General features: G+C 71.6%; 18 protein-coding genes and 2 pseudogenes. 11 read left to right on the forward strand and 9 right to left on the reverse strand.

Features of this window, described 5'->3' with window-relative positions; translation table 11 throughout:
- Nucleotides 1-125: 125 nt before the first annotated feature.
- Entirely contained in the window at nt 126-716 is a 591-nt protein-coding gene (locus tag IEZ19_RS08230) for an Rv1733c family protein (RefSeq protein WP_189310423.1), read from the reverse strand.
- A 224-nt stretch (nt 717-940) separates the two neighbouring features.
- Here IEZ19_RS08230 and IEZ19_RS08235 point away from each other — a divergent pair, with 224 nt between their 5' ends.
- Together IEZ19_RS08235 and IEZ19_RS08240 are read left to right on the forward strand one after the other, a co-directional pair.
- Nucleotides 941-1645, forward strand: a complete 705-nt coding sequence (locus IEZ19_RS08235) for a response regulator (RefSeq protein WP_189310424.1) — start codon at nt 941-943, stop codon at nt 1643-1645.
- A 212-nt stretch (nt 1646-1857) separates the two neighbouring features.
- Nucleotides 1858-2862 (forward strand): Acg family FMN-binding oxidoreductase, encoded by a 1005-nt coding sequence (locus tag IEZ19_RS08240; protein WP_189310425.1) that lies wholly within the window; start codon nt 1858-1860, stop codon nt 2860-2862.
- Nucleotides 2863-2872: 10 nt separating this feature from the next.
- Here the strand turns inward: IEZ19_RS08240 and IEZ19_RS08245 are convergent, their stop codons facing one another.
- The 7 genes and pseudogenes from IEZ19_RS08245 to IEZ19_RS08275 form a co-directional block, all read right to left on the reverse strand.
- On the reverse strand, nt 2873-3316 hold the full coding sequence (locus IEZ19_RS08245) for a universal stress protein (protein WP_189310426.1): 444 nt from the start codon (nt 3314-3316) through the stop codon (nt 2873-2875).
- A gap of 138 nt (nt 3317-3454) precedes the next feature.
- Complete coding sequence (locus tag IEZ19_RS08250) at nt 3455-3763, reverse strand: Rossmann-fold NAD(P)-binding domain-containing protein (protein ID WP_189310427.1); 309 nt, start codon at nt 3761-3763, stop codon at nt 3455-3457.
- 24 nt (nt 3764-3787) lie between these two features.
- On the reverse strand, nt 3788-4585 hold the full coding sequence (locus IEZ19_RS08255) for an alpha/beta fold hydrolase (RefSeq protein ID WP_229840072.1): 798 nt from the start codon (nt 4583-4585) through the stop codon (nt 3788-3790).
- 101 nt (nt 4586-4686) lie between these two features.
- Nucleotides 4687-4953 (reverse strand): annotated as a pseudogene (locus IEZ19_RS08260) (muconolactone Delta-isomerase family protein).
- Nucleotides 4892-5995, reverse strand: a complete 1104-nt coding sequence (locus tag IEZ19_RS54130; RefSeq protein WP_444545186.1) for an enolase C-terminal domain-like protein — start codon at nt 5993-5995, stop codon at nt 4892-4894. The pseudogene IEZ19_RS08260 and the gene IEZ19_RS54130 overlap by 62 nt, the downstream one beginning before the upstream one ends.
- On the reverse strand, nt 5992-6186 hold the full coding sequence (locus tag IEZ19_RS54135) for a hypothetical protein (RefSeq protein ID WP_229840080.1): 195 nt from the start codon (nt 6184-6186) through the stop codon (nt 5992-5994). Before IEZ19_RS54135 ends, IEZ19_RS54130 begins: the two co-directional genes overlap by 4 nt.
- Nucleotides 6183-7091 (reverse strand): LysR substrate-binding domain-containing protein, encoded by a 909-nt coding sequence (locus IEZ19_RS08275; protein WP_189310428.1) that lies wholly within the window; start codon nt 7089-7091, stop codon nt 6183-6185. The genes IEZ19_RS54135 and IEZ19_RS08275 overlap by 4 nt, the downstream gene beginning before the upstream one ends.
- A gap of 247 nt (nt 7092-7338) precedes the next feature.
- On the opposite strand from IEZ19_RS08275, the gene IEZ19_RS08280 reads away from it, so the two are divergent.
- The 5 genes and pseudogenes from IEZ19_RS08280 (at nt 7339) to IEZ19_RS08295 (ending at nt 11594) form a co-directional block, all read left to right on the forward strand.
- Nucleotides 7339-7779 carry a Rieske 2Fe-2S domain-containing protein gene (locus tag IEZ19_RS08280; RefSeq protein ID WP_308428937.1) on the forward strand — a complete coding sequence of 147 codons (441 nt, stop codon included), beginning with the start codon at nt 7339-7341 and terminating at the stop codon, nt 7777-7779.
- Nucleotides 7745-7966, forward strand: a pseudogene (locus IEZ19_RS54375) (SDR family NAD(P)-dependent oxidoreductase); the annotation flags it as partial. The gene IEZ19_RS08280 and the pseudogene IEZ19_RS54375, both read left to right, overlap by 35 nt.
- 109 nt (nt 7967-8075) lie before the next feature.
- Entirely contained in the window at nt 8076-8525 is a 450-nt protein-coding gene (locus IEZ19_RS54380) for an SDR family oxidoreductase (protein ID WP_308428940.1), read from the forward strand.
- A 30-nt stretch (nt 8526-8555) separates the two neighbouring features.
- Entirely contained in the window at nt 8556-11312 is a 2757-nt protein-coding gene (locus tag IEZ19_RS08290) for a helix-turn-helix transcriptional regulator (RefSeq protein WP_189310429.1), read from the forward strand.
- 90 nt (nt 11313-11402) lie between these two features.
- Nucleotides 11403-11594, forward strand: coding sequence for a hypothetical protein (locus tag IEZ19_RS08295; protein WP_189310430.1), 192 nt, complete (start codon nt 11403-11405; stop codon nt 11592-11594).
- Between the two features lie 21 nt (nt 11595-11615).
- Here the strand turns inward: IEZ19_RS08295 and IEZ19_RS08300 are convergent, their stop codons facing one another.
- Nucleotides 11616-13511: a sigma-54-dependent Fis family transcriptional regulator gene (locus IEZ19_RS08300; RefSeq protein WP_189310431.1), complete on the reverse strand. Its 1896-nt coding sequence runs from the start codon at nt 13509-13511 to the stop codon at nt 11616-11618.
- Nucleotides 13512-13814: 303 nt separating this feature from the next.
- Here IEZ19_RS08300 and IEZ19_RS08305 point away from each other — a divergent pair, with 303 nt between their 5' ends.
- The 4 genes from IEZ19_RS08305 to mimD all read left to right on the forward strand — a co-directional run bounded on the left by IEZ19_RS08305 (nt 13815) and on the right by mimD (nt 18054).
- A complete protein-coding gene (locus tag IEZ19_RS08305; RefSeq protein WP_189310432.1) occupies nt 13815-15458 on the forward strand; it encodes a ferritin family protein in 1644 nt (547 codons plus the stop codon).
- A gap of 64 nt (nt 15459-15522) precedes the next feature.
- Nucleotides 15523-16545 (forward strand): FAD-binding oxidoreductase, encoded by a 1023-nt coding sequence (locus IEZ19_RS08310; RefSeq protein WP_189310433.1) that lies wholly within the window; start codon nt 15523-15525, stop codon nt 16543-16545.
- A gap of 28 nt (nt 16546-16573) precedes the next feature.
- Nucleotides 16574-17704 carry an aromatic/alkene monooxygenase hydroxylase subunit beta gene (locus tag IEZ19_RS08315; RefSeq protein WP_189310434.1) on the forward strand — a complete coding sequence of 377 codons (1131 nt, stop codon included), beginning with the start codon at nt 16574-16576 and terminating at the stop codon, nt 17702-17704.
- Entirely contained in the window at nt 17701-18054 is a 354-nt protein-coding gene (mimD, locus tag IEZ19_RS08320) for a propane 2-monooxygenase effector subunit MimD (protein WP_189310435.1), read from the forward strand. Before IEZ19_RS08315 ends, mimD begins: the two co-directional genes overlap by 4 nt.
- Nucleotides 18055-18056 lie beyond the last annotated feature (2 nt).

Raw genomic sequence — 18056 nt, forward strand, 5'->3', positions numbered from 1 at the left:
AGCAGTCCCGCACGCTCCCGCCGCGGAGACCGGCGGATCTCTTCGGGTCTCAAAGGACCCCCACCAGGTCGCATCTGTTCCATCGGATCCCGGGGTCCCATCGGTCCCATCGGATCCCGGCTGCCTCAACCGCTCGTCCTCGGCCCCTGCTGCCGTCCCACCCGGTCCCACTCGACGCCCCACTGCTCGGTGGCCCGGCGCTCCACGCGCAGACGCACCACCCGGCCACCGGTCATCACGAGGAGCCCGGTGCCGAGGGCGACGCCCGTCCCGGCGAGGCCCACGCGTGCGGCCGCCGCCGCCGGACCGATCGGCCCTGCCACCAGGCGGCCGTCAGGGCCGGTCCACACGGTCATCCGCGTGCCGGGCGCGGTACCGGCCCGGACGGCGGTGTCTCCCGTACGGACCCTGCCGGCGCCGTCGGTCCAGCGCACCGTGGCCGTCGCGCGGTCGTGGGCACGGCCCGTGGCCCTGCCGTCCGTCGTGACGGGCAGGGTGTCGACGAGGACGGCGGAGGCGGGGTGCCGCTCGGCCTGCGCCTGCCGTACCGCGCCGTCCATGGCCAGGGCCCCGGCCGTACCGGCGGCGGCCGAACCGAGGAGGGCCGTCGTCCAGGTGGCCAGCACGATCCACGCCTCGACGACGTCGCTGCGCCGGCGCAGCGGGTTTCGCCGCCACCGCCATCCCCGGATCGTCGTGCGCCTTGCCTTCCGCATCGGTCACACCTCCCGAGGGCCTCACGAGCCCACGCGCCTGCCACTACCCTGTCACCAGCCGGACGACGTCGGGAGGGGTCTTCCGACCACGGGCTTCACGCCGGTGAGGTGCGCCCGTCCCAGGTGAGTGGGCCGGTCGGCCCTAGTGCGTCCCGGCCTGGCGAGTGATGATCTCGTGGTGGGCAGCCCGCAGTCTGTCCTTCACCCGGGGAACGAGGGGCCGCATGACCGAGACACGCACTTTCACGGAGCAGAATCCCATCCGTGTCTTCCTGCTGGACGACCACGAGGTCGTACGACGTGGACTGGCCGATCTGCTCGACGCCGAACCGGACATCTCCGTGGTCGGCGACGCCGACACGGTCGAGCACGCGCTCGTCCGCGGCCCGGCGCTGCGTCCGGACGTGGCCGTGCTCGACGTCCGGCTGCCGGACGGGGACGGCATCTCCGTCTGCCGCGAGCTGCGCAGCCAGATGCCTGAGCTGGCCTGTCTGATGCTGACGTCGTTCGACGACGAGGACGCCCTCCTCGACGCGATCATGGCCGGTGCCTCGGGTTATGTCCTCAAGCAGATCAAGGGGTCCGACCTGGTCTCGGCGGTGCGCACGGTCGCCTCGGGCCAGTCGATGCTGGATCCGGCGACCACGGCCCGGCTGATGCGCTCGCTGCGCGCCGACCCCGCCGAGACTCCGGCTGTGCCGCCCGAGCTGGCGAGCCTGTCGCCACGGGAGCGGGACATCCTCGCGCTGATCGGGGACGGGCTGACGAACCGCGAGATCGGCAAGAAGCTGTACCTGTCGGAGAAGACCGTCAAGAACCACATCTCCCGCCTGCTGGCCAAGCTCGGCGTACAGCGCCGGGTCCAGGCGGCGGTCCTCGCGTCGCACCTGGAGCAGCCGGAGCACAGCGAACAGCGGTCGGCCCGGTAGGGCCTGCGCCGAAGCGCGGGACTGACGCGTGCTCAGCCACGCCGACTCGCAGCGCTCGCTCCTGTGGGCCGGAAAGCATGTGCCTCCGGGCCGTCGGGGACCCCCGTAGGGCCTTACGGCCCCTGCCTCGTCCGGCGCCCGGCGCGGGACCCTGGAGCGGTCGCCGCAGAGCCCGGGCGCCGACATCGGCGCAGGGCGGGGAGGAGCCTGTGATGCCTTCCGCAGTTCTCGACGGCACGGTTCTGGAGTCACTCGTCTCCGCCGCCGTGACCGCTCCGTCGATCCACAACACCCAGCCGTGGCGGTTCCGCCTGGACCCGGACACGGTCACCCTGGAGATCCGCGCGGCCGCGGACCGCGGGCTGCACCACATCGACCCGAGCGGCCGCGCCCTGCACCTCTCGGTGGGCTCCGCGGTCTTCAATCTGCGGGTCGCCGTGGCGCATTTCGGCTGGGAACCGGTGACCCGGCTGCTGCCTCGCCCCGACCGGCCTGACCTGCTCGCCACCGTTCGGCTCGCCGACACCGCCAGGGCACCCGCCTTCCCCGGCCTCTACGACGCCCTGTGGCGCCGGCACAGCAGCCGCTTCCCCTTCTCGGACCGCCGGCTGCCCCGGGCGGTACTCACCGAACTCACGGATGCGGCCCACACCGAGGGCGCCCTGCTGTACCGTCCGGCACCGGTGGACAGGGACCGTCTCCTGCGGCTCACCAGGGAGGCGGAGCACCGTACCACCGCCGATTCCGCGCGGGCGGCGGAGAGCAGGCGGTGGGTGCACGAGCCCGGCGACTCGGCGCTCGGCCTGCCGCCCGGGACGCTCGGACCCCAGGACTTCCGGGAGCGGGTGCCCATGCGGGACTTCGGCGCGCACCGGCACCCGGACGTCCTCGCCGCGCGCCCCTTCGAGAAGCGGCCCCTCATCGCCGTACTGACCACGGCGCACGACCGCCGCACCGACTGGCTGCGCGCGGGGCAGGCCCTGGAGCACGTGCTGCTCGTGGCCACAGCCCACGGCGTCCGCGCGTCGCTCCTGCACCAGGCCCTGGAATGGCCCGACCTGCGCGAGCAGCTCGCGTCGTCCACTCCCGACCCGCGCACCCACCCCCAGATGCTGATCCGCCTCGGCTACGGTCCCGAGGGCCCACCCTCCCCCCGCCGCACGGCCGGGCGTGTGCTGGACGGGTTCCTCTCACGGAGCGCCGTGGGCGCCCCCTGACGTCCAGCGGTCACGACTCCTCGGGCCGCACGATGACGACGGGGCAGGTCGCATGGTGCGCGACGTGCTGGCTGACGGATCCCAGCAGCGCCCGGGCGAAACCACCCCGCCCATGGCTGCCGACGACCACGGCCTCGGCACCGTCGGCGGCTCTCAGCAGCACGTCGACGGGGTTGCCGCGCACCAGGAGCGCCCGGACCCTGCCGGCTCCCTCGGCACCGAGCGTCTCCGTCAGTTCCTGGGTGAGCTGCTGCCGGGCGATCTCCTCGTCGAAGTCGGTGTCGACGGCAGGGGCGGACCAGCCGTACATCCCGGCAAGCTCCCAGGCGGCCACCGCGTCCACGCCACCGCCGATGAGGTCGGCGTAGCGAACGGCCCAGCGCAGGGCCGCGTGCGAGGACGGCGACCCGTCGACACCCACCACGACCCGCGGTCCCGAGACGTCCTTGTCCATACGACCCACCTCTCCAGCGGCCTCGCGCCCGCGTCCGTGTTCCGCCCTCCCTTCCACGCTGCGCGACACACGCCCGCCCCGCCAGGGAAGAGCGTCCGAGGGCATGGCGGCCCCGCCTGCGCCGAGGACATCACGGGGTCACCGGGCGAGCTGCTCGTACAGGGCGCTCACCTCGCTCGACAACCGGCTCTTGACCCAGCGGGTGAGGTCGTCCGCGAGGACCTCGTGGGCTCCCGTCCCGACGCCGTCGAGCGCGGCCACGGCGATGTCGTGGGCGTTCGCCCTGGGCGCGTCGGTGTCGGTCGTCATGTCGGTGTCGACATAGCCCATGTGCAGGCCGGTGACGGCGCGGCCCCGCGGCTGCAGTTCCAGGCGCAGGCTGTTCGTCTTCGACCAGACCGCGGCCTTCGTGGCGCTGCAGGCCTCGCCGTCGGCGCACCAGGGCACCTGTGAACCGATCGGTTTCCGGGATCAAACGGAGGCTGCCCCGGCTGCGCGGAAGTGGGTGAGCAGCGCCGCCGCCACGGCTCCCGGGTCCTCGATCGCGAGATGACCGGTGGCGACCGTGCGGAGCCCGGCACCGGGGATCCCGTCCGCGAGCTCCCGGGCATGGTCCAGGGGTGTGGCGGTGTCGTGGATGCCGCCGATCACCAGAGTGGGTGCGGTGATGCGGGGCAGCTCGTCGCGCACGTCATAGCCGGCGAGGGCGTCGCAGCAGGCGGCGTAACCCGCCGGGTCAGCCGCGGCGAGGTCGCCCAGCAGGGCCTTTCCGTAGGGCGTTCCGGCCGTCGCGGGATCGGCGAACCAGCGGGCAGGCATGAGCCCGGCCAAGGCCCCCATGCCCGCCCGCCGTACGAGAGCGGCCCGCTCCCGCCACCCCTCCGGCCCGCCGAAGTGCGCGGACGAGCACACCAGCGCGAGCGAGGCGACGCGCTCGGGGTGCCGGAGGGCCAGCTGTGCGCCGATGGCACCGCCGAGCGAGATGCCCGCGTAGTGGAAGCGGCCGGTGTCGTAGTGGTCGACCAGGCCGAGTACCAGCCGGGCGAGGTCCGCGACCGTGGTACGGCCGGGCCCGGTGTCCGGGAGCAGGGCGCCCGGCGAGGCACCGTGGCCCGGGAGATCGAAGCGCAGGACGCGGTAGTGCTCGGCAAGCGTGGGCGGCTGCGGTTCCCACACCGCCGTCGAGGTCCCGAGCGACGGGCCCAGTACCAGCACGGGTGCGCCGGGCGGACCCTCGACTGTGTGGTGCGGCAAGGGGGTGAAGCGCACTGCGGCTCCTTCGGGGTCAGCGTTCGAGGACGAGGGCGACGCCCTGGCCGACGCCGATGCAGAGGGTGGCGATGCCGGTGTCGCGCCCACCACCTTGTCCCTCAGCCGGCCGCCAGGTCCGAGGGGTGCTGGGCCAGTGGTGTGACCTCGATCTTCATGTACGGGAAGAGCGGGAGGTTCCACAGGAGCGCGTGCAGTGCCTCGTTGTCGGGGACGTCGAAGACGCTGATGTTGGCGTACTGCCCGACGCACCGTCAGATGTGCAACCACTCCCCCGACTTCTGCAGTTCACGGCAGTAGGCCTTCTCACGGGCCACCAGGTCCGCGCGGACCCCCGGGTCGAGGTCGCGCGGAATGTCGACGTCCATGCGTACGGCGAAGAGCACGGTCGATCACGCCCTGTCGAGGACGAAGTCGTACGTGACCTCGCGGCCGTTGCCGTCCGCAGCCGGACCCGGGTCGAGGATCAGCTCGGGCTTCACGGCGGAGGCGATGTCGTCGGCGACATGGCTGCCGCCCTTGAAGTACAGCTGGGTGGTGATCAGTTGGTGGCCGGGCGCCGAGAACTTGAGGTGCAGGTGAGCCGGGCGCCAGGCGTGCCAGCCCGCGGCCGCGATCAGCTTGCCGCACGAGCCGTCCGTCGGGATCTGGTACGGCGCCGGCTCCACCGTGGGCGGCGCCGAAGGCGACCGAGCACAACGTGCCGATCCCGCCGTCGATCTGATTGCCCATCACCACTTCCACGCCGAGTCCCTCGCACTCGTGCAGCACCCGCTGGGAGGCGATGAAGCCGGTGCGGGCGGTCTTGATGCTGATGGCGGTCGCCGAGCCGCCCAGCAGTTCGCGGGTCACCTCGGCGGCCCGGGTCGCGCTCTCATCGGCGATGAACAGGACCGGGCTCTGCGCGACCAGCCAGCGGCGGCCCAGCACATCGTCGGCCGGGCAGAGTTCCTCGGCGAAGGTCAGCCCGAGGTCGGCCATCTCGCGCAGGGCGCGCACGGCGTCGGAGGCGGTCCAGCCACGGTTGCCGTCGATGTACAGATCGACGTCGGGGCCGAGTGCCTCGCGCAGCGCGCGGCAGGCCGTCACATCCTCGGTGTACGGCTGCCGGCCGACCTTCACCTTGAAAGTGGTGATGCCGTACGTGTCCCGGATCCGCTCGGCCTCGGCCACCATCTCGGCGGCCGGTGCGAAGCCGACCATGTGGCTGACCCGCATGCGGTCGGAGTAGCCGCCGAGCAGTCCGGAGACCGGCATGCCGGCGGCCCGGCCGAGGATGTCCCACAGGGCCATGTCGATCGCGGCCTTCGCGGCCGGGTTGCCGACCGTGCGGTCGAGCCGCTCATGGACCGACTCGCGTTCCAGGGCGGTCAGTCCGAGAAGCTGCGGCGCGAAGATCTTCTCGATCACCGCGACGATCGACTCCTGGGTCTCGCCGTACGTGTAAGGACGGGGCCGGCCTCCGCGATTCCGGTCAGTCCCTCGTCGGTGTGCACGCGGACCAGGACGTGGTCGGCGGTGTGCACTTCGCCGCTCGCGAATCTGAGGGGTTTGGCATAGGGGATGGCGAAGGGAATTGCCTCCACCCGGACGATTTTCATGCCGCTCTCTCACAGGTCTCGGGAAATACTTCGTTGCGCTCCAGCACCTCAAGCAGGTTCCGCAGCAATGGGGACCGGTCGTCCGCGCGCCACGCGAGGTCCAGCCGTACCGACAGCGCGTCCTCGATCTCCGTGACCACGACACCCTCACGGGGTGCCGAGCGGATGGAGTCGGGCAGGACGGCGATGCCCAGGCCGGCGGCGACCAGGGCGAGGGCCGCGGAGGTCTCGGTGACCTCGTAGGCGGCGTGCGGATAGAAGCCGGAGGCGAGGCAACCGCGCACCACGGCGTCGTTGACGACGGAGCCCAGCGTGGCGCCGTACATGATGAAGTCCTCGTGGCGCAGTTGCTCGACGCGCACTGAGTCGGCCTCCGCCAGCCAGTGCTGTTCGGGCAGGGCGACGACCAGCGGTTCGGTGGCGAGGGGGCGGTGGGTGATGCCCTCCTGCCGCACCGGCGGGCGCAGTACGCCGACGTCCAGGCGCCGTTCGAGCAACCCTGCTTCCTGTGCGGGTGTGAGCATCTCGGTGTGCACCTCCAGCATGACGTGCGGCATCTCGCGCTTCACCAGCCGTGCCAGGGCGGGCAGTTGGCGGTACGAGGCGGAGCCCGTCAGGCCGATCCGCAGCACGCCCTCCACTCCGGTCGCAAAGCGCGCGACCCGGGCGACCGCCTCGTCGACGGCCTGCAGGATGCGCTCCACGTCGGTGCGGAACACCTCGCCGGCGCCGGTCAGGGCGACCTGCCGGGTGGTGCGGGTGAAGAGCTCCACGCCCAGTTCCGATTCCAGGCGGCGTATCGCCTGGGAGAGCGGAGGCTGGGCGATGTGCAGCTGCTGTGCGGCCTTTCCGAAATGACGCGTCTCGGCGACGGCCGCGAAATAGCGAAGGTGCCTGAGTTCCATCGGGCTGCCCCTTTCGATGTCGGGGCCCTCGAATGCGGCCCAGCGTAGGGAGGGGATCCCATACATCACAAATACTTGGTTGCAGCCTATTCAGACGTCTGCCGTATCAATACCCCCCTGGGTCAACCCTGGGGAAATGTCTGGGGCCGACTTTTCACCGCGCAGCCATCGTGCTGAAAAACGGCCGTTACAGGCCGTTGCCGGCCGGAGGGTCCGGGCGGCGGACATGGCTGGGAGGGACGGGACCATGACCGAGGACTTCAGCCGCGCGCGGACCATCCTCGAGAACGCCCTCGTGGAGGACCCGGACAACGGTGTGTACCGGGTGCGGCGCAGCGTCTTCACCGACGAGGAACTGTTCGAGCTGGAGATGCGGCACATCTTCGAGGGGAACTGGGTCTATCTCGCGCACGAGAGCCAGATCCCGGAGGCCGGGGACTACTTCACCACGTACATCGGCCGGCAGCCCGTCGTGATCTCCCGCGACAAGCAGGGCGAGCTGCACTGCCTGATCAACGCGTGCAGTCACCGCGGCGCGATGCTGTGCCGCAGGAAGACCGACAGGCGGACCACCTTCACCTGTCCGTTCCACGGTTGGACGTTCAGCAACAGCGGCCGGCCGCCGTACGGCAGACGGCGGAGGCGGCGTGAGCATGAGCACCGTCCACGCGGACCGGTTCGCCGGTAAGACGGTCCTGGTCACCGGTGCCGCCCAGGGCATCGGGCTCGCCGTGGCGCGGCGGCTGGCCGCCGAGTCCGCCCGGCTGACCCTCGTGGACCGCTCCGACCTGGTCCACGAGTCCGCCGCCGAGCTGGGCGCGCAGGCCGTCACCGCCGACCTGGAGACATACCCGGGGGCCCAGGAGGCGACGGCGGCCGCACTGGAGCACCACGGCCGGATCGACGTCCTGGTGAACAACGTGGGCGGCGCGATCAACTTCAAGGCCGTTCACCGAGTTCTCCGCGCCCGAGATCCAGGCGGAGATCACGCGCTCGCTGCTCACCACGCTGTGGACCTGTCGCGCGGTACTGCCCGCCATGACGGTCCAGGGACACGGCGTGAGCGTCAACGTGTCGTCGGCGGCCACCCGTGGCATCCACCGGATCCCGTACTCGGCCGCCAAGGGCGGCATCAACGCGCTCACCGCCTCGCTCGCCCTCGAGTACGCGGGCGCCGGGGTCCGTGTCGTCGCCACCGCGCCGGGCGGCACCGAGGCACCGCCCCGCCGGATCTCCCGGGGCACGCCGCCGCAGCGGACCGCGCGGGAGAAGGCCTGGTTCCAGGCCCATATCGACCAGACGATCGGCTCCTCGCTGCTCAAGCGGTACGGCACCCTCGACGAGCAGGCCGCGGCGATCTGCTTCCTCGCCTCCGACGAGGCGTCGTACATCACCGGCACGGTGCTGCCCGTCGCGGGCGGGGACCTGGGGTGAGAGACGCCGGCGGTGTTAGCGTGCAGGCCCATGGAAGACCGTCCTGAGCAGCGGCGACGTCTGATCGGACGGGCCGGCGAGGTGGCCGCGCTGACCCGTGCGGTCGACGCCGCCTGCGCGGGACGGCCGGGCCTGCTGCTGGTCGAGGGCCCGGCCGGGATCGGCAAGACGGCTCTCGTCGAGCACGTGCTCCGTACCGCGCCGGCCGACGGATGCGCGGTGCTCCGGGTCGCTGGCGTCTCCTGGGAGTCGGAGCTGCCGCTGGGAGTGGCCCGGCAGCTCGCGGGTGCCGAGGACGACGTGTCCGGGTCGGTGCCGGAGATGGGACGACTGCTGCACCGGCGCTGGTCGGCCCGGCAGGAGCGCGATCCGCTGCTGGTGATCGTCGAGGATGCGCAGTGGGCGGACGTCGAGAGCCTGCGCGCGATCAGCTCCGCGATCCGGCGGATGACGCGCGCCAGGGTGCTCGTCCTGCTCGTCGCCCGGGACACACCGAGCGAGGTGACGGAGCCGCGCGAGGAACCGCCCCTCTCGGTCCTGCGCACCCTGGACTTCCTCGACGGCTGCCGCGACGACGCCGTACGTCCGGCACCGCTCACCCCCGGGGACATCCGCGCCCTCGCCCAGGACACCGGCGTTCCTCTGACACCGCCCGCCGCCCGCCGGCTGTGCGTGCACACCGGCGGAAACCCCCGCCATGCAGCCCGGCTGCTGGCCGAACTGCCGCACGAGACCTGGCAGGACTGGCGCCCGCAACTGCCTGCCCCCGCGCGCTACGCCGCGGCCGTACGGCACCGGCTCGCCGGGTGCGGCGACGACGCCCGGGCGCTGGTGGAGGCCTGCGCGGTACTGGACGAGGCGCCGCTCGCCGAGGCCGCCGCACTCGCCGGCGTCGCCGAGCCGCTGCCCGCCGTGGACGAGGCGCGTGCGGCCGGCCTGCTCACGGCCACCGTCGACCCGGGCCGCCTGCTGCTGTCCTTCACCCACCCGCTGATCCGCGCGGCCGTGCTCGACGCGATCGGGCTGACCCGGCGCGCCGCGCTGCACCGCCTGGCCGCGGGCCTCACGGCGGACCGCAAGCGGCAGCTGGCCCACCAGGTCGCCGCCACGACGACCACCGACACGGCGCTCGCCGCCGAACTCGACCGGTACGCGCGCGAGCGCGCCTCGGCCGGCGAATGGGCGACGGCGGCCGATGCCCTGGTGCGGGCCAGCAGGCTCAGCCCGGCGGGGTCCGACCGGGAGGACCGGCTGCTGCGGGCCGTCGACGCCATGATCGGCGCCGGAGACGTGCCGCAGGCGGCCGGCTTCGCCGCCGAGCTGGAGTGCTTCCCGGTGAGCACGCTGCGCGAGGTGGTGCTCGGCTATCTGGCCATCATGCGCGGCCGTCCCGCGGAGGCGGAGGTGCTGCTGACCCGGGCCTGGGAGCGCTGCGACCCCGAGCGGCATCCGGATCTGATGGCGCGGATCTGCCAGCGCCGGGTACTGCACGCGCTGGGCCGCTGGGACGGGCCCGACCTGGTCGCCTGGGCCCGGCGGGCCGTCGAACTGGCGGACCCCACCGACCCGTCGGCCGTCGAGTCGGAGGCCGTCCTGGGCCTCGGACTTGCTGTGTCGGGCCGTCCCGAGGAGGCCGTCAAGGCCTACGAGGCGGCCGCCGCCCGGGTGCCCGGCGGCGCCCAGCCGCAGCGCTTCCAGCTCGGCCGCGGCTGGATCGACCTCGCCCTGGACGCACCGGAGTCCGCGCGCCGCAGGCTCGAGGCCGCGGTGCCGACCTCGTACCGGATGGGATCCACCCGGATCTCCCTCTGGGCGCAGGCCTGGCTGGCGCGCACCCAGTTCGCGCTGGGCGCCTGGGACGAGGCACTGGAGACGGTGCAGCGGGCGTCGGCGCGCCTCGCCGAGGTCCAGGTAGAACTCGTCCGCCCGGCCGTGCACTGGACGGCGGCGGAGATCCACGCCCTGCGCGGCGACTGGGACGCCGCCGACCACCATGTGGGCGAGGCCGCGGCGGCGCCGCACCAGTACGAGGTCATGCTCGTGCCCTCGTGTCTGGCCCGGGCCCAGGTCGCCGAGGCGCGCGGGGACTACGAGCGGGTCATCGAGGCACTCTCCCCCGTCCTGCAGCTGCCGTCCCGGTCCTCGGTCGACGAGCCGGGTTTCTGGCCGTGGCAGGACGTGTATGCCAACGCCCTGGTGATGACCGGCCGTCTCGACGAGGCCGACACGTTCCTGAAGCCGTACGAGGACCTGGCCGCCAGGCGCGGGCACCGCTCCACCCTGGCGCGCCTGGGCCTGGCCCGGGGCCGGCTCACCGGCGCGCTCGGTGACATCGCCACCGCCCGCGAGGAGTTCGAGCGGGCCCTCGGCCAACTGGAGCCCCTGCCACTGCCGTTCGACCGCGCCCGTGTCGGTTTCGCGTACGGCCAGACGCTGCGCCGGGCCGGCAAGCGCCGTGAGGCGGACACGGTGCTGCACAACGCCCGGGACCTGTACGTCACGCTCGGCGCGCAGACGTACGTGGAGCTCTGCGACCGGGAGGTGCAGGCGGGCGGTGTGCACAGCCCGCGTCTCGCGCCCGGGTTGTCGCAGCTCACGCCCCAGGAGCAGGCGGTGGCCCGGCTGGTGGCTTCGGGCGCGACGAACAAGCAGACGGCGCTGGAGCTGTACATCTCGGTGAAGACCGTGCAGTACCACCTCACGCACATCTACGGAAAGCTCGGCATCCGCTCCCGCAGCGAACTGGCGGCCCGGTTCCGGGACCCACGCTCGGGTGTCCCGGGGTGAGAGGTGTCTCAGGGTGAGACACCCGCCGCCGCCGTCCTGCCGCACGCTTTACGTGACGTGCGACGAGACGGCGAGGCGGGGAGGTCCGGGATGGTGGCACGCGCATGGGGACACCGCGAACGGCTGCTGGCGTTCGGCGGTTTGGGCGTCCTGCTGGTGGTGTGCGGCGCGATCGCGACGGCGACCGGCGCGGCGGACGGCCCCGCTGTGGCGCTCACAGGCCTGGCGCTGACGTGCTGGGAGGGGCTGGGTCTGTGGGTCGTCAGCCTCTACCGGCGTTGAACCCGGCGGGTCGGTCCTGCGTCACCTCGCGTCCGGCCCCAGCCTGATCCCGTAGGACGTGATCTTCCGGTAGATCGTGGCCCGTGAGATTCCCAGCGCCTTCGCGGCCTTCGCCTTGTCGCCGCCGTGGTCCAGGAGGGCCTGCACGATGAGGTCGCGTTCCGTGGACTCCCAGGCGGACAGGGGGTGTTGGGCCTGGGAGAGCAGTGAGGGCGGCAGGTCGGACTCCTCGATCAGCGGGCCCGAGCGGTGGGCGTCGGCATAGCGGAGGGATCCGGCCAGCTGGCGGACGTTGCCCGGCCAGGGCGCGCGGGACAGGGCGCGCAGCGCGCCCTCGGTGCAGCGGACGTCCCCGTCCTGACGGGCGATCAGACAGGTCACGAGCGGCGGGACGTCGGCCGTACGGTGGCGCAGGGGCGGCACCGTGACCTCCGCGCCGAACCGCGCCCGGACCGCCGCGACCGGGTCCGTGCCGTCGCGCGGAGTACCTCCTCGGGGCAGGGTCGGCCGGTCGCGGGTGAGCAGTGCGGCCACCCAGCCCGAGCGTCCGGCGGTGGTGCGCAGTACGGCGTCGAGCTGCCCGAGGACGGCGGCCGAGAGCAGTTCGAGATGGCGCAGGACGACGGTGCCGCGGTCCTCGGCCAGGTCCTGGTAGACCGTGCGCAGCCAGTCGGCGGTGCCGGCGCGCGCGTGAGCCGCGTCGTGCACGGCGTACGGCGCCGTGGGGGCGGCGTGCCGGTGGACGGCTCGGACCAACTCGTGCTTGCCGGTGCCGGCCTCCCCGTCCACGAGTGTCCAGCGGCCCTGTCCGCAGTGCCGGAGCAGCTGGTTGACCACGCCCTGGAAGGCGGGGCTGCAACCGGCGATCCCGGGCAGCCGGGGCGCCTGGGCGCTCGCGCGCGACGCGGGCTCGTCCAGGTCCGCGACCAGCCGCAGCTCGATGAGATACGCGGCCGGGACGCCGTCCGCCGCCTCCCCCTCCACCTGCCGGCCCCGCACCTGCACGGCCCGCCCGTCGCTGAGCAGCATGCGCTGTTCGCTCAGGCCCGTGGGGCCGGCGGCCAGTTCACGGAGCTTACGGTGGTCGTCGGGGCCGAGGAGTTCGGTGGCGGCGGCGTCGGCGAGGAGCAGCCCGTCCGTGAGGGTGACAAGGGCCTTGCGAGAGTTCTGACGGTAAGTCAGAAAAGCGCGCAGGGCAGCGCGCTCACGCTCCGAGCCGATGTCGAGCAGTCGTTCCTCGATGTCGGCGGCGGCCTCGCGGACCAGGGCGAGCATCAGCGGGGATGCGGTGTGCTGCCAGGACGTCAGGTCGATCAGGCCGATCACCCGGCCGCTGGCGGGATTGCGGATCGGCGCGGCGGCGCAGGACACACGTTGCAGCCGCTCGGAGAAGTGCTCCGAGCCGAAGACGTGCGCGGTGCGGCCGTCCTCGGCGGCGGTGCCGATGCCGTTGGTGCCGACGTATTCCTCGGCATAGCTGAAGCCGGGCGCCAGGCAGATGTCGTCGAGGTGCCGGTGCAGGGCCCGGTCCCCCGTCCTGCGTTCGCGCACCCGCCCCTTCGAGTCGGTCAGGATCAGCGACATGGGAGTGCCCTGGAGGGCTTCGGAGAGCCGGTCGAGGACCGGCCGGGCAGCCGTGGCGAGCCGGGAGTGCGGATCGAAGTCGGCGTTGTACGGCGCCTCGATGCGGTCGGCGTCCACCCCCCAGAACCGGGAGCGCTGCCAGGAGCTGAGGATCGGCTCCCGTACGTCGGCCTCGGGGACGCTGCTGCCCTCCAGGAACAGGGTGCGGGCGCGGACGGGGTTGAGGTGCGGGACGGGGCGGTCGAGAGCGAGCGGGGTGGCCGAGGGGGACGGCCGGGGCCGTTCCACGGGCTTCAGGGATTCCAAGGGTGCGGCGGGTTCCAAGGGTTCCATCGGCTCTGTGCCTTCTGCCGTTCGATGACGCCACGGTGTGCTGCGATGACGCCTCTGCGTGCTGCGGTGACGCTCCGGTCGCTGTGGTGACCCTCCGGGTCCAGGTATTTCCAGCACGTTAAGTCCGGCCGTCCGACGGAGGCCATACCCGTGTCATGACCCGTGTCTCAACTTGAGACGACCTGCCTCGGCGTGTGCCCCCACGATGGGCGGCGCCCCGGTCATCGACGGCAGTGCGCCGCCGCGGCACCGGGCCGACCGAGGCCATGCCTCGCCGCCGAGTCAGCCGGAGGAGTCTCACCCGTGAGCCGACAGAGCCTGAGCAAGGCGCACAAGAAGATCACCGAATTGTCGTGGGAGCCGACGTTCGCGACGCCCGCGACGCGCTTCGCCACCGACTACCGCTTCGACAAGGCCCCCAAGAAGGACCCGCTCAAGCAGGTCCTGCGCTCCTACTTCCCGATGGAGGAGGAGAAGGACAACCGGGTCTACGGCGCGATGGACGGCGCGATCCGCGGCAACATGTTCCGCCAGGTCCAGCAGCGCTGGATGGAGTGGCAGAAGCTGTTCCTGTCGATCATCCCGTTCCCCGAGATCAGCGCGGCCCGCGCGATGCCGATGGCGATCGGCGCCGTACCCAACCCGCAGCTGCACAACGGACTCGCCGTCCAGATGATCGACGAGGTACGGCACTCCACGATCCAGATGAACCTCAAGCGCCTCTACATGAACCACTACATCGACCCCGCCGGGTTCGACATCTCGGAGAAGGCGTTCGCGAACTGCTACGCCGGCACCATCGGCCGGCAGTTCGGCGAGGGATTCATCACCGGTGACGCGATCACCGCTGCCAACGTCTATCTGACGCTGGTCGCCGAGACCGCCTTCACCAACACCCTGTTCGTGGCCATGCCCGCCGAGGCGGCCGCCAACGGCGACTATCTGCTGCCGACGGTGTTCCACTCGGTGCAGTCGGACGAGTCGCGGCACATCTCCAACGGCTACTCCATCCTGCTGATGGCGCTGGCCGACGAGGAGAACCGGCAGCTGCTGGAGCGCGACCTGCGCTACGCGTGGTGGAACAACCACTGCGTGGTCGACGCGGCCATCGGCACGTTCATCGAGTACGGCTCCAAGGACCGCCGCAAGGACCGCGAGTCGTACGCGGAGATGTGGCGCCGCTGGATCTACGACGACTACTACCGGTCGTATCTGATCCCGCTGGAGAAGTACGGCCTGAAGATCCCGCACGACCTCGTCGAGGAGGCGTGGAAGCGGATCTGGGAGCAGGGCTACGTGCACAAGGTCGCCCAGTTCTTCGCGACCGGCTGGCCCGTCAACTTCTGGCGCATCGACGGGATGACGGACGACGACTTCGAGTGGTTCGAGTCCAAGTACCCGGGCTGGTACGCGGAGTACGGCGCCTGGTGGGAGGCGTACAACCGGCTGAGGCACCCGGGCGCGAACAAGCCGATCGCGTTCGAGGACGTCGGCTACCAGTACCCGCACCGCTGCTGGTCGTGCATGGTGCCCTGCCTGATCCGGCAGGACATGGTGGTCGACAAGGTCGACGGCCAGTGGCGCACGTACTGCTCGGAGACCTGCGCGTGGACCGACCGGACCGCGTTCCGGCCCGAGTACGAGGGCCGGCCGACGCCGTCGATGGGCCGGCTGACCGGCAAGCGCGAGTGGGAGACCGTCTACCACGGCCAGGACCTCGCCGACATCATCCAGGACCTCGGCTACGTCCGTGACGACGGCAGGACCCTGGTCCCGCAGCCCCATCTCGACCTCGACGACCCGAAGAAGCTGTGGACGCTCGACGACGTGCGGGGCAACACGTTCATCAGCCCCAACGTGTCGCTGAACGAGATGTCCGACGAGGAGCGCGAGGCGCACGTCGCGGACTACCGCAGCCGCAGCAACATCACCCCGTCGATGCTCTGACCGAACCCGGGCAAGGGGCGGCGACGAACCGTCGCGGGGTCGCCGCCCCGGAAGGCTGGTCCCTGTGGGCGACAAGCACCGCATCCGCTTCGAACCCGTCGGCATCGAGATCGAGGCCGACGAGGAGGAGACCGTCCTGGACGCCGCGTTCCGCCAGGGCGTCATGCTCATGCACGGCTGCAAGGAGGGCCAGTGCTCCTCCTGCAAGTCCTTCCTGCTGGACGGCGACCAGCAGATGGAGCGCTATTCGACCTTCGCGCTCGCCGACTACGAGAGCGAGGAGGGCTACGTCCTGCTGTGCCGGGCGCACGCCTACGGCGATCTCTCCGTCGAACTCATCAACTACGACGAGGAGATGCTCCTCAACGGCATCCCGCCCCGCGAGGCCCGCACGACGGTCGGCGCGGTCGAGGCGCAGACGCACGACATCGTCCGGCTGGCCCTTACACTCGACCCCGCCGACGAACTCCCCTACCGCACCGGGCAGTACGTCGACATCAAGGTGCCCGGCACCGAGCAGTGGCGGTCCTTCTCCATGGCCGGACTGCCGGGCGGCGAGCTGGAGTTCCTCATCAAGCGCTACCCCGGCGGGCTGTTCTCCGGACTGCTCGACGGTGAGCGGCTGCGTCCGGGCGATCCGCTCACGGTGAAGGGTCCCTACGGCACCTGCGTCATGCGGGACGCCCCGGACCGCGACCTGATCCTCCTCGCGGGCGGCGCCGGCATGGCCCCGATCCTGGCCCAGCTGCGCGCCCTCGTCGCCACCGGCACCGCCCGGCGCACCCGCTTCTACTACGGCGCCCGCACGTCACGCGACCTGTTCGCCCTCGACGAGATCGCCGAACTCGGGGCCCGGATCCCCGATTTCGCGTACGTCCCGGCGCTGTCCGAGGACGCGTCGGGATCGTACGAGGCCGGCCTCATCACCGAGGTCGTCGACCGCCACGAGGGCGACCTGTCGCGGGCCGACGCCTATCTCTGCGGGCCGCCCCCGATGTGCGACGCCGCTGTCGACCTGCTCACCGGCAAGGGCATGCCCGAGGAGCGGATCTTCCTGGACAAGTTCACCACTTCCACCGACACCTGACCCGACCGTCGCGAGGAGAGCCGTACGCATGACCACGCAAGCCGACAAGCCGGTCAAGGCCGAACGCAGCTTCCCCAAGCCGCAGTTCACGGACGCGGAGGCGGGAGCCCTCACCTTCCCGAGCTCCACCAGCCGCGCCTTCTCCTACTACAAGCCCCAGAAGCTGCGGGCCACCATGTACGAGGACGTCACCTTCGACGTCCAGCCCGACCCCGAGCGGCACCTGCTCCAGGGCTGGATCTACGGCTTCGCCGACGGGTCCGCCGGATACCCGCAGGACTGGACCGCCCTCAAGTCGTCCGACTGGCACCGCTTCCTCGACCCCAACGAGGAGTGGGAGCAGACGATCTACCGCAACAACGCCAACGTCGTACGGCAGGTCCAGCAGAACCTGGCCAACGCCCGCAAGGCCGAGGCGTACGGCCAGTGGGCGCGCTCCTGGGCGAGCTTCGTCGAGCGGCACGTCGGCGCGTGGATGCACGCCGAACAGGGCCTCGGCATGCATGTGTTCGTGGCGATCCAGCGGTCCGCGCCCACCAACATGATCAACAATGCGCTGGCGGTGAACGGCGCCCACAAGCTCCGCTTCGCCCAGGACCTCGCGCTCTACAACCTGGACATCGAGGAGCAGCTGGACGGCTTCGACGGTTCCGCACACAAGGACGTGTGGCAGTCCGACCCGGCCTGGCAGGGCGTGCGTGAGAACGTCGAGCGGCTGACCGCGGTGGAGGACTGGGCCGAGGCACTGTTCGCGGCCAACATCGTCTTCGAACCCCTCGTCGGCGAGCTGTTCCGCAGCCATCTGGTGCTCCAGATCGCCGCCCGCAACGGCGACTACACCACTCCGACTGTGCTCGGCGCCGGCGAGAACGACTACGACCGCGACCTGCGCTACACCCGCGCCCTGTTCACGCTCCTGCTCGGCGACGACGCGCACGGCGCCGGCAACAGGGCGGTCGCCCAGGAGTGGCTGGCGCGCTGGGTGCCGGTGAGCCTGGAGGCCGCCCGTCGGCTGCAGCCGCTGTGGTCGCAGCCCAGCGAGAAGCCCGTCCGCTTCGAGGACAGCCTCGACCGCGCCAAGGAGCGCTTCGGCCGTCTGGTCGCCGACCTCGGCCTCGAAGCCCCCGCCGACCGTACGAGCGAGAGGACCGCCAAGTGACCACCCTCCCCCAGCCGTTCAGCGCGGACCGCACCTCGTCGAACAAGTGCGGCGTGACGCTGATGAACAACCAGAACGGCCACGTCGTCGCCGACGTCATGCGCGGCAAGGAGAACGTCACCGTCACCGACTTCCCCTCGATGATCCGCGTCGACGGCGAGCGCGTGCTGACCTTCGACTTCGACGAGATCTCCAAGGCCCTCGGCTTCGACTTCGACCAGGCCGACTTCGAGGAGATCATGTCCACCCACTACGGCCGCATGGTCCACCTCGACGACCGCACCGTGCTGTTCGCCAACCCCGAGGACGCCGCCGAGTACATCGACTTCGACCTCCGACCGGTCGACTGAGG

It is taken from the genome of Streptomyces brasiliensis (assembly GCF_014647875.1).
GTDB lineage: Bacteria > Actinomycetota > Actinomycetes > Streptomycetales > Streptomycetaceae > Streptomyces > Streptomyces brasiliensis.

What these genes read in the sequence shown, in the direction of transcription:
- IEZ19_RS08230 (WP_189310423.1), bottom strand. Translation starts at nt 716, where the DNA reads ATGCGGAAGGCAAGGCGCACGACGATCCGGGGATGGCGGTGGCGGCGA.
- IEZ19_RS54135 (WP_229840080.1), bottom strand. Translation starts at nt 6,186, where the DNA reads ATGAAAATCGTCCGGGTGGAGGCAATTCCCTTCGCCATCCCCTATGCC.
- IEZ19_RS08300 (WP_189310431.1), bottom strand. Translation starts at nt 13,511, where the DNA reads ATGGAACCCTTGGAACCCGCCGCACCCTTGGAATCCCTGAAGCCCGTG.
- IEZ19_RS08295 (WP_189310430.1), top strand. Translation starts at nt 11,403, where the DNA reads ATGGTGGCACGCGCATGGGGACACCGCGAACGGCTGCTGGCGTTCGGC.
- IEZ19_RS08280 (WP_308428937.1), top strand. Translation starts at nt 7,339, where the DNA reads ATGACCGAGGACTTCAGCCGCGCGCGGACCATCCTCGAGAACGCCCTC.
- IEZ19_RS08245 (WP_189310426.1), bottom strand. Translation starts at nt 3,316, where the DNA reads ATGGACAAGGACGTCTCGGGACCGCGGGTCGTGGTGGGTGTCGACGGG.
- IEZ19_RS08240 (WP_189310425.1), top strand. Translation starts at nt 1,858, where the DNA reads ATGCCTTCCGCAGTTCTCGACGGCACGGTTCTGGAGTCACTCGTCTCC.
- IEZ19_RS08235 (WP_189310424.1), top strand. Translation starts at nt 941, where the DNA reads ATGACCGAGACACGCACTTTCACGGAGCAGAATCCCATCCGTGTCTTC.
- IEZ19_RS08275 (WP_189310428.1), bottom strand. Translation starts at nt 7,091, where the DNA reads ATGGAACTCAGGCACCTTCGCTATTTCGCGGCCGTCGCCGAGACGCGT.
- IEZ19_RS08290 (WP_189310429.1), top strand. Translation starts at nt 8,556, where the DNA reads ATGGAAGACCGTCCTGAGCAGCGGCGACGTCTGATCGGACGGGCCGGC.
- IEZ19_RS08315 (WP_189310434.1), top strand. Translation starts at nt 16,574, where the DNA reads ATGACCACGCAAGCCGACAAGCCGGTCAAGGCCGAACGCAGCTTCCCC.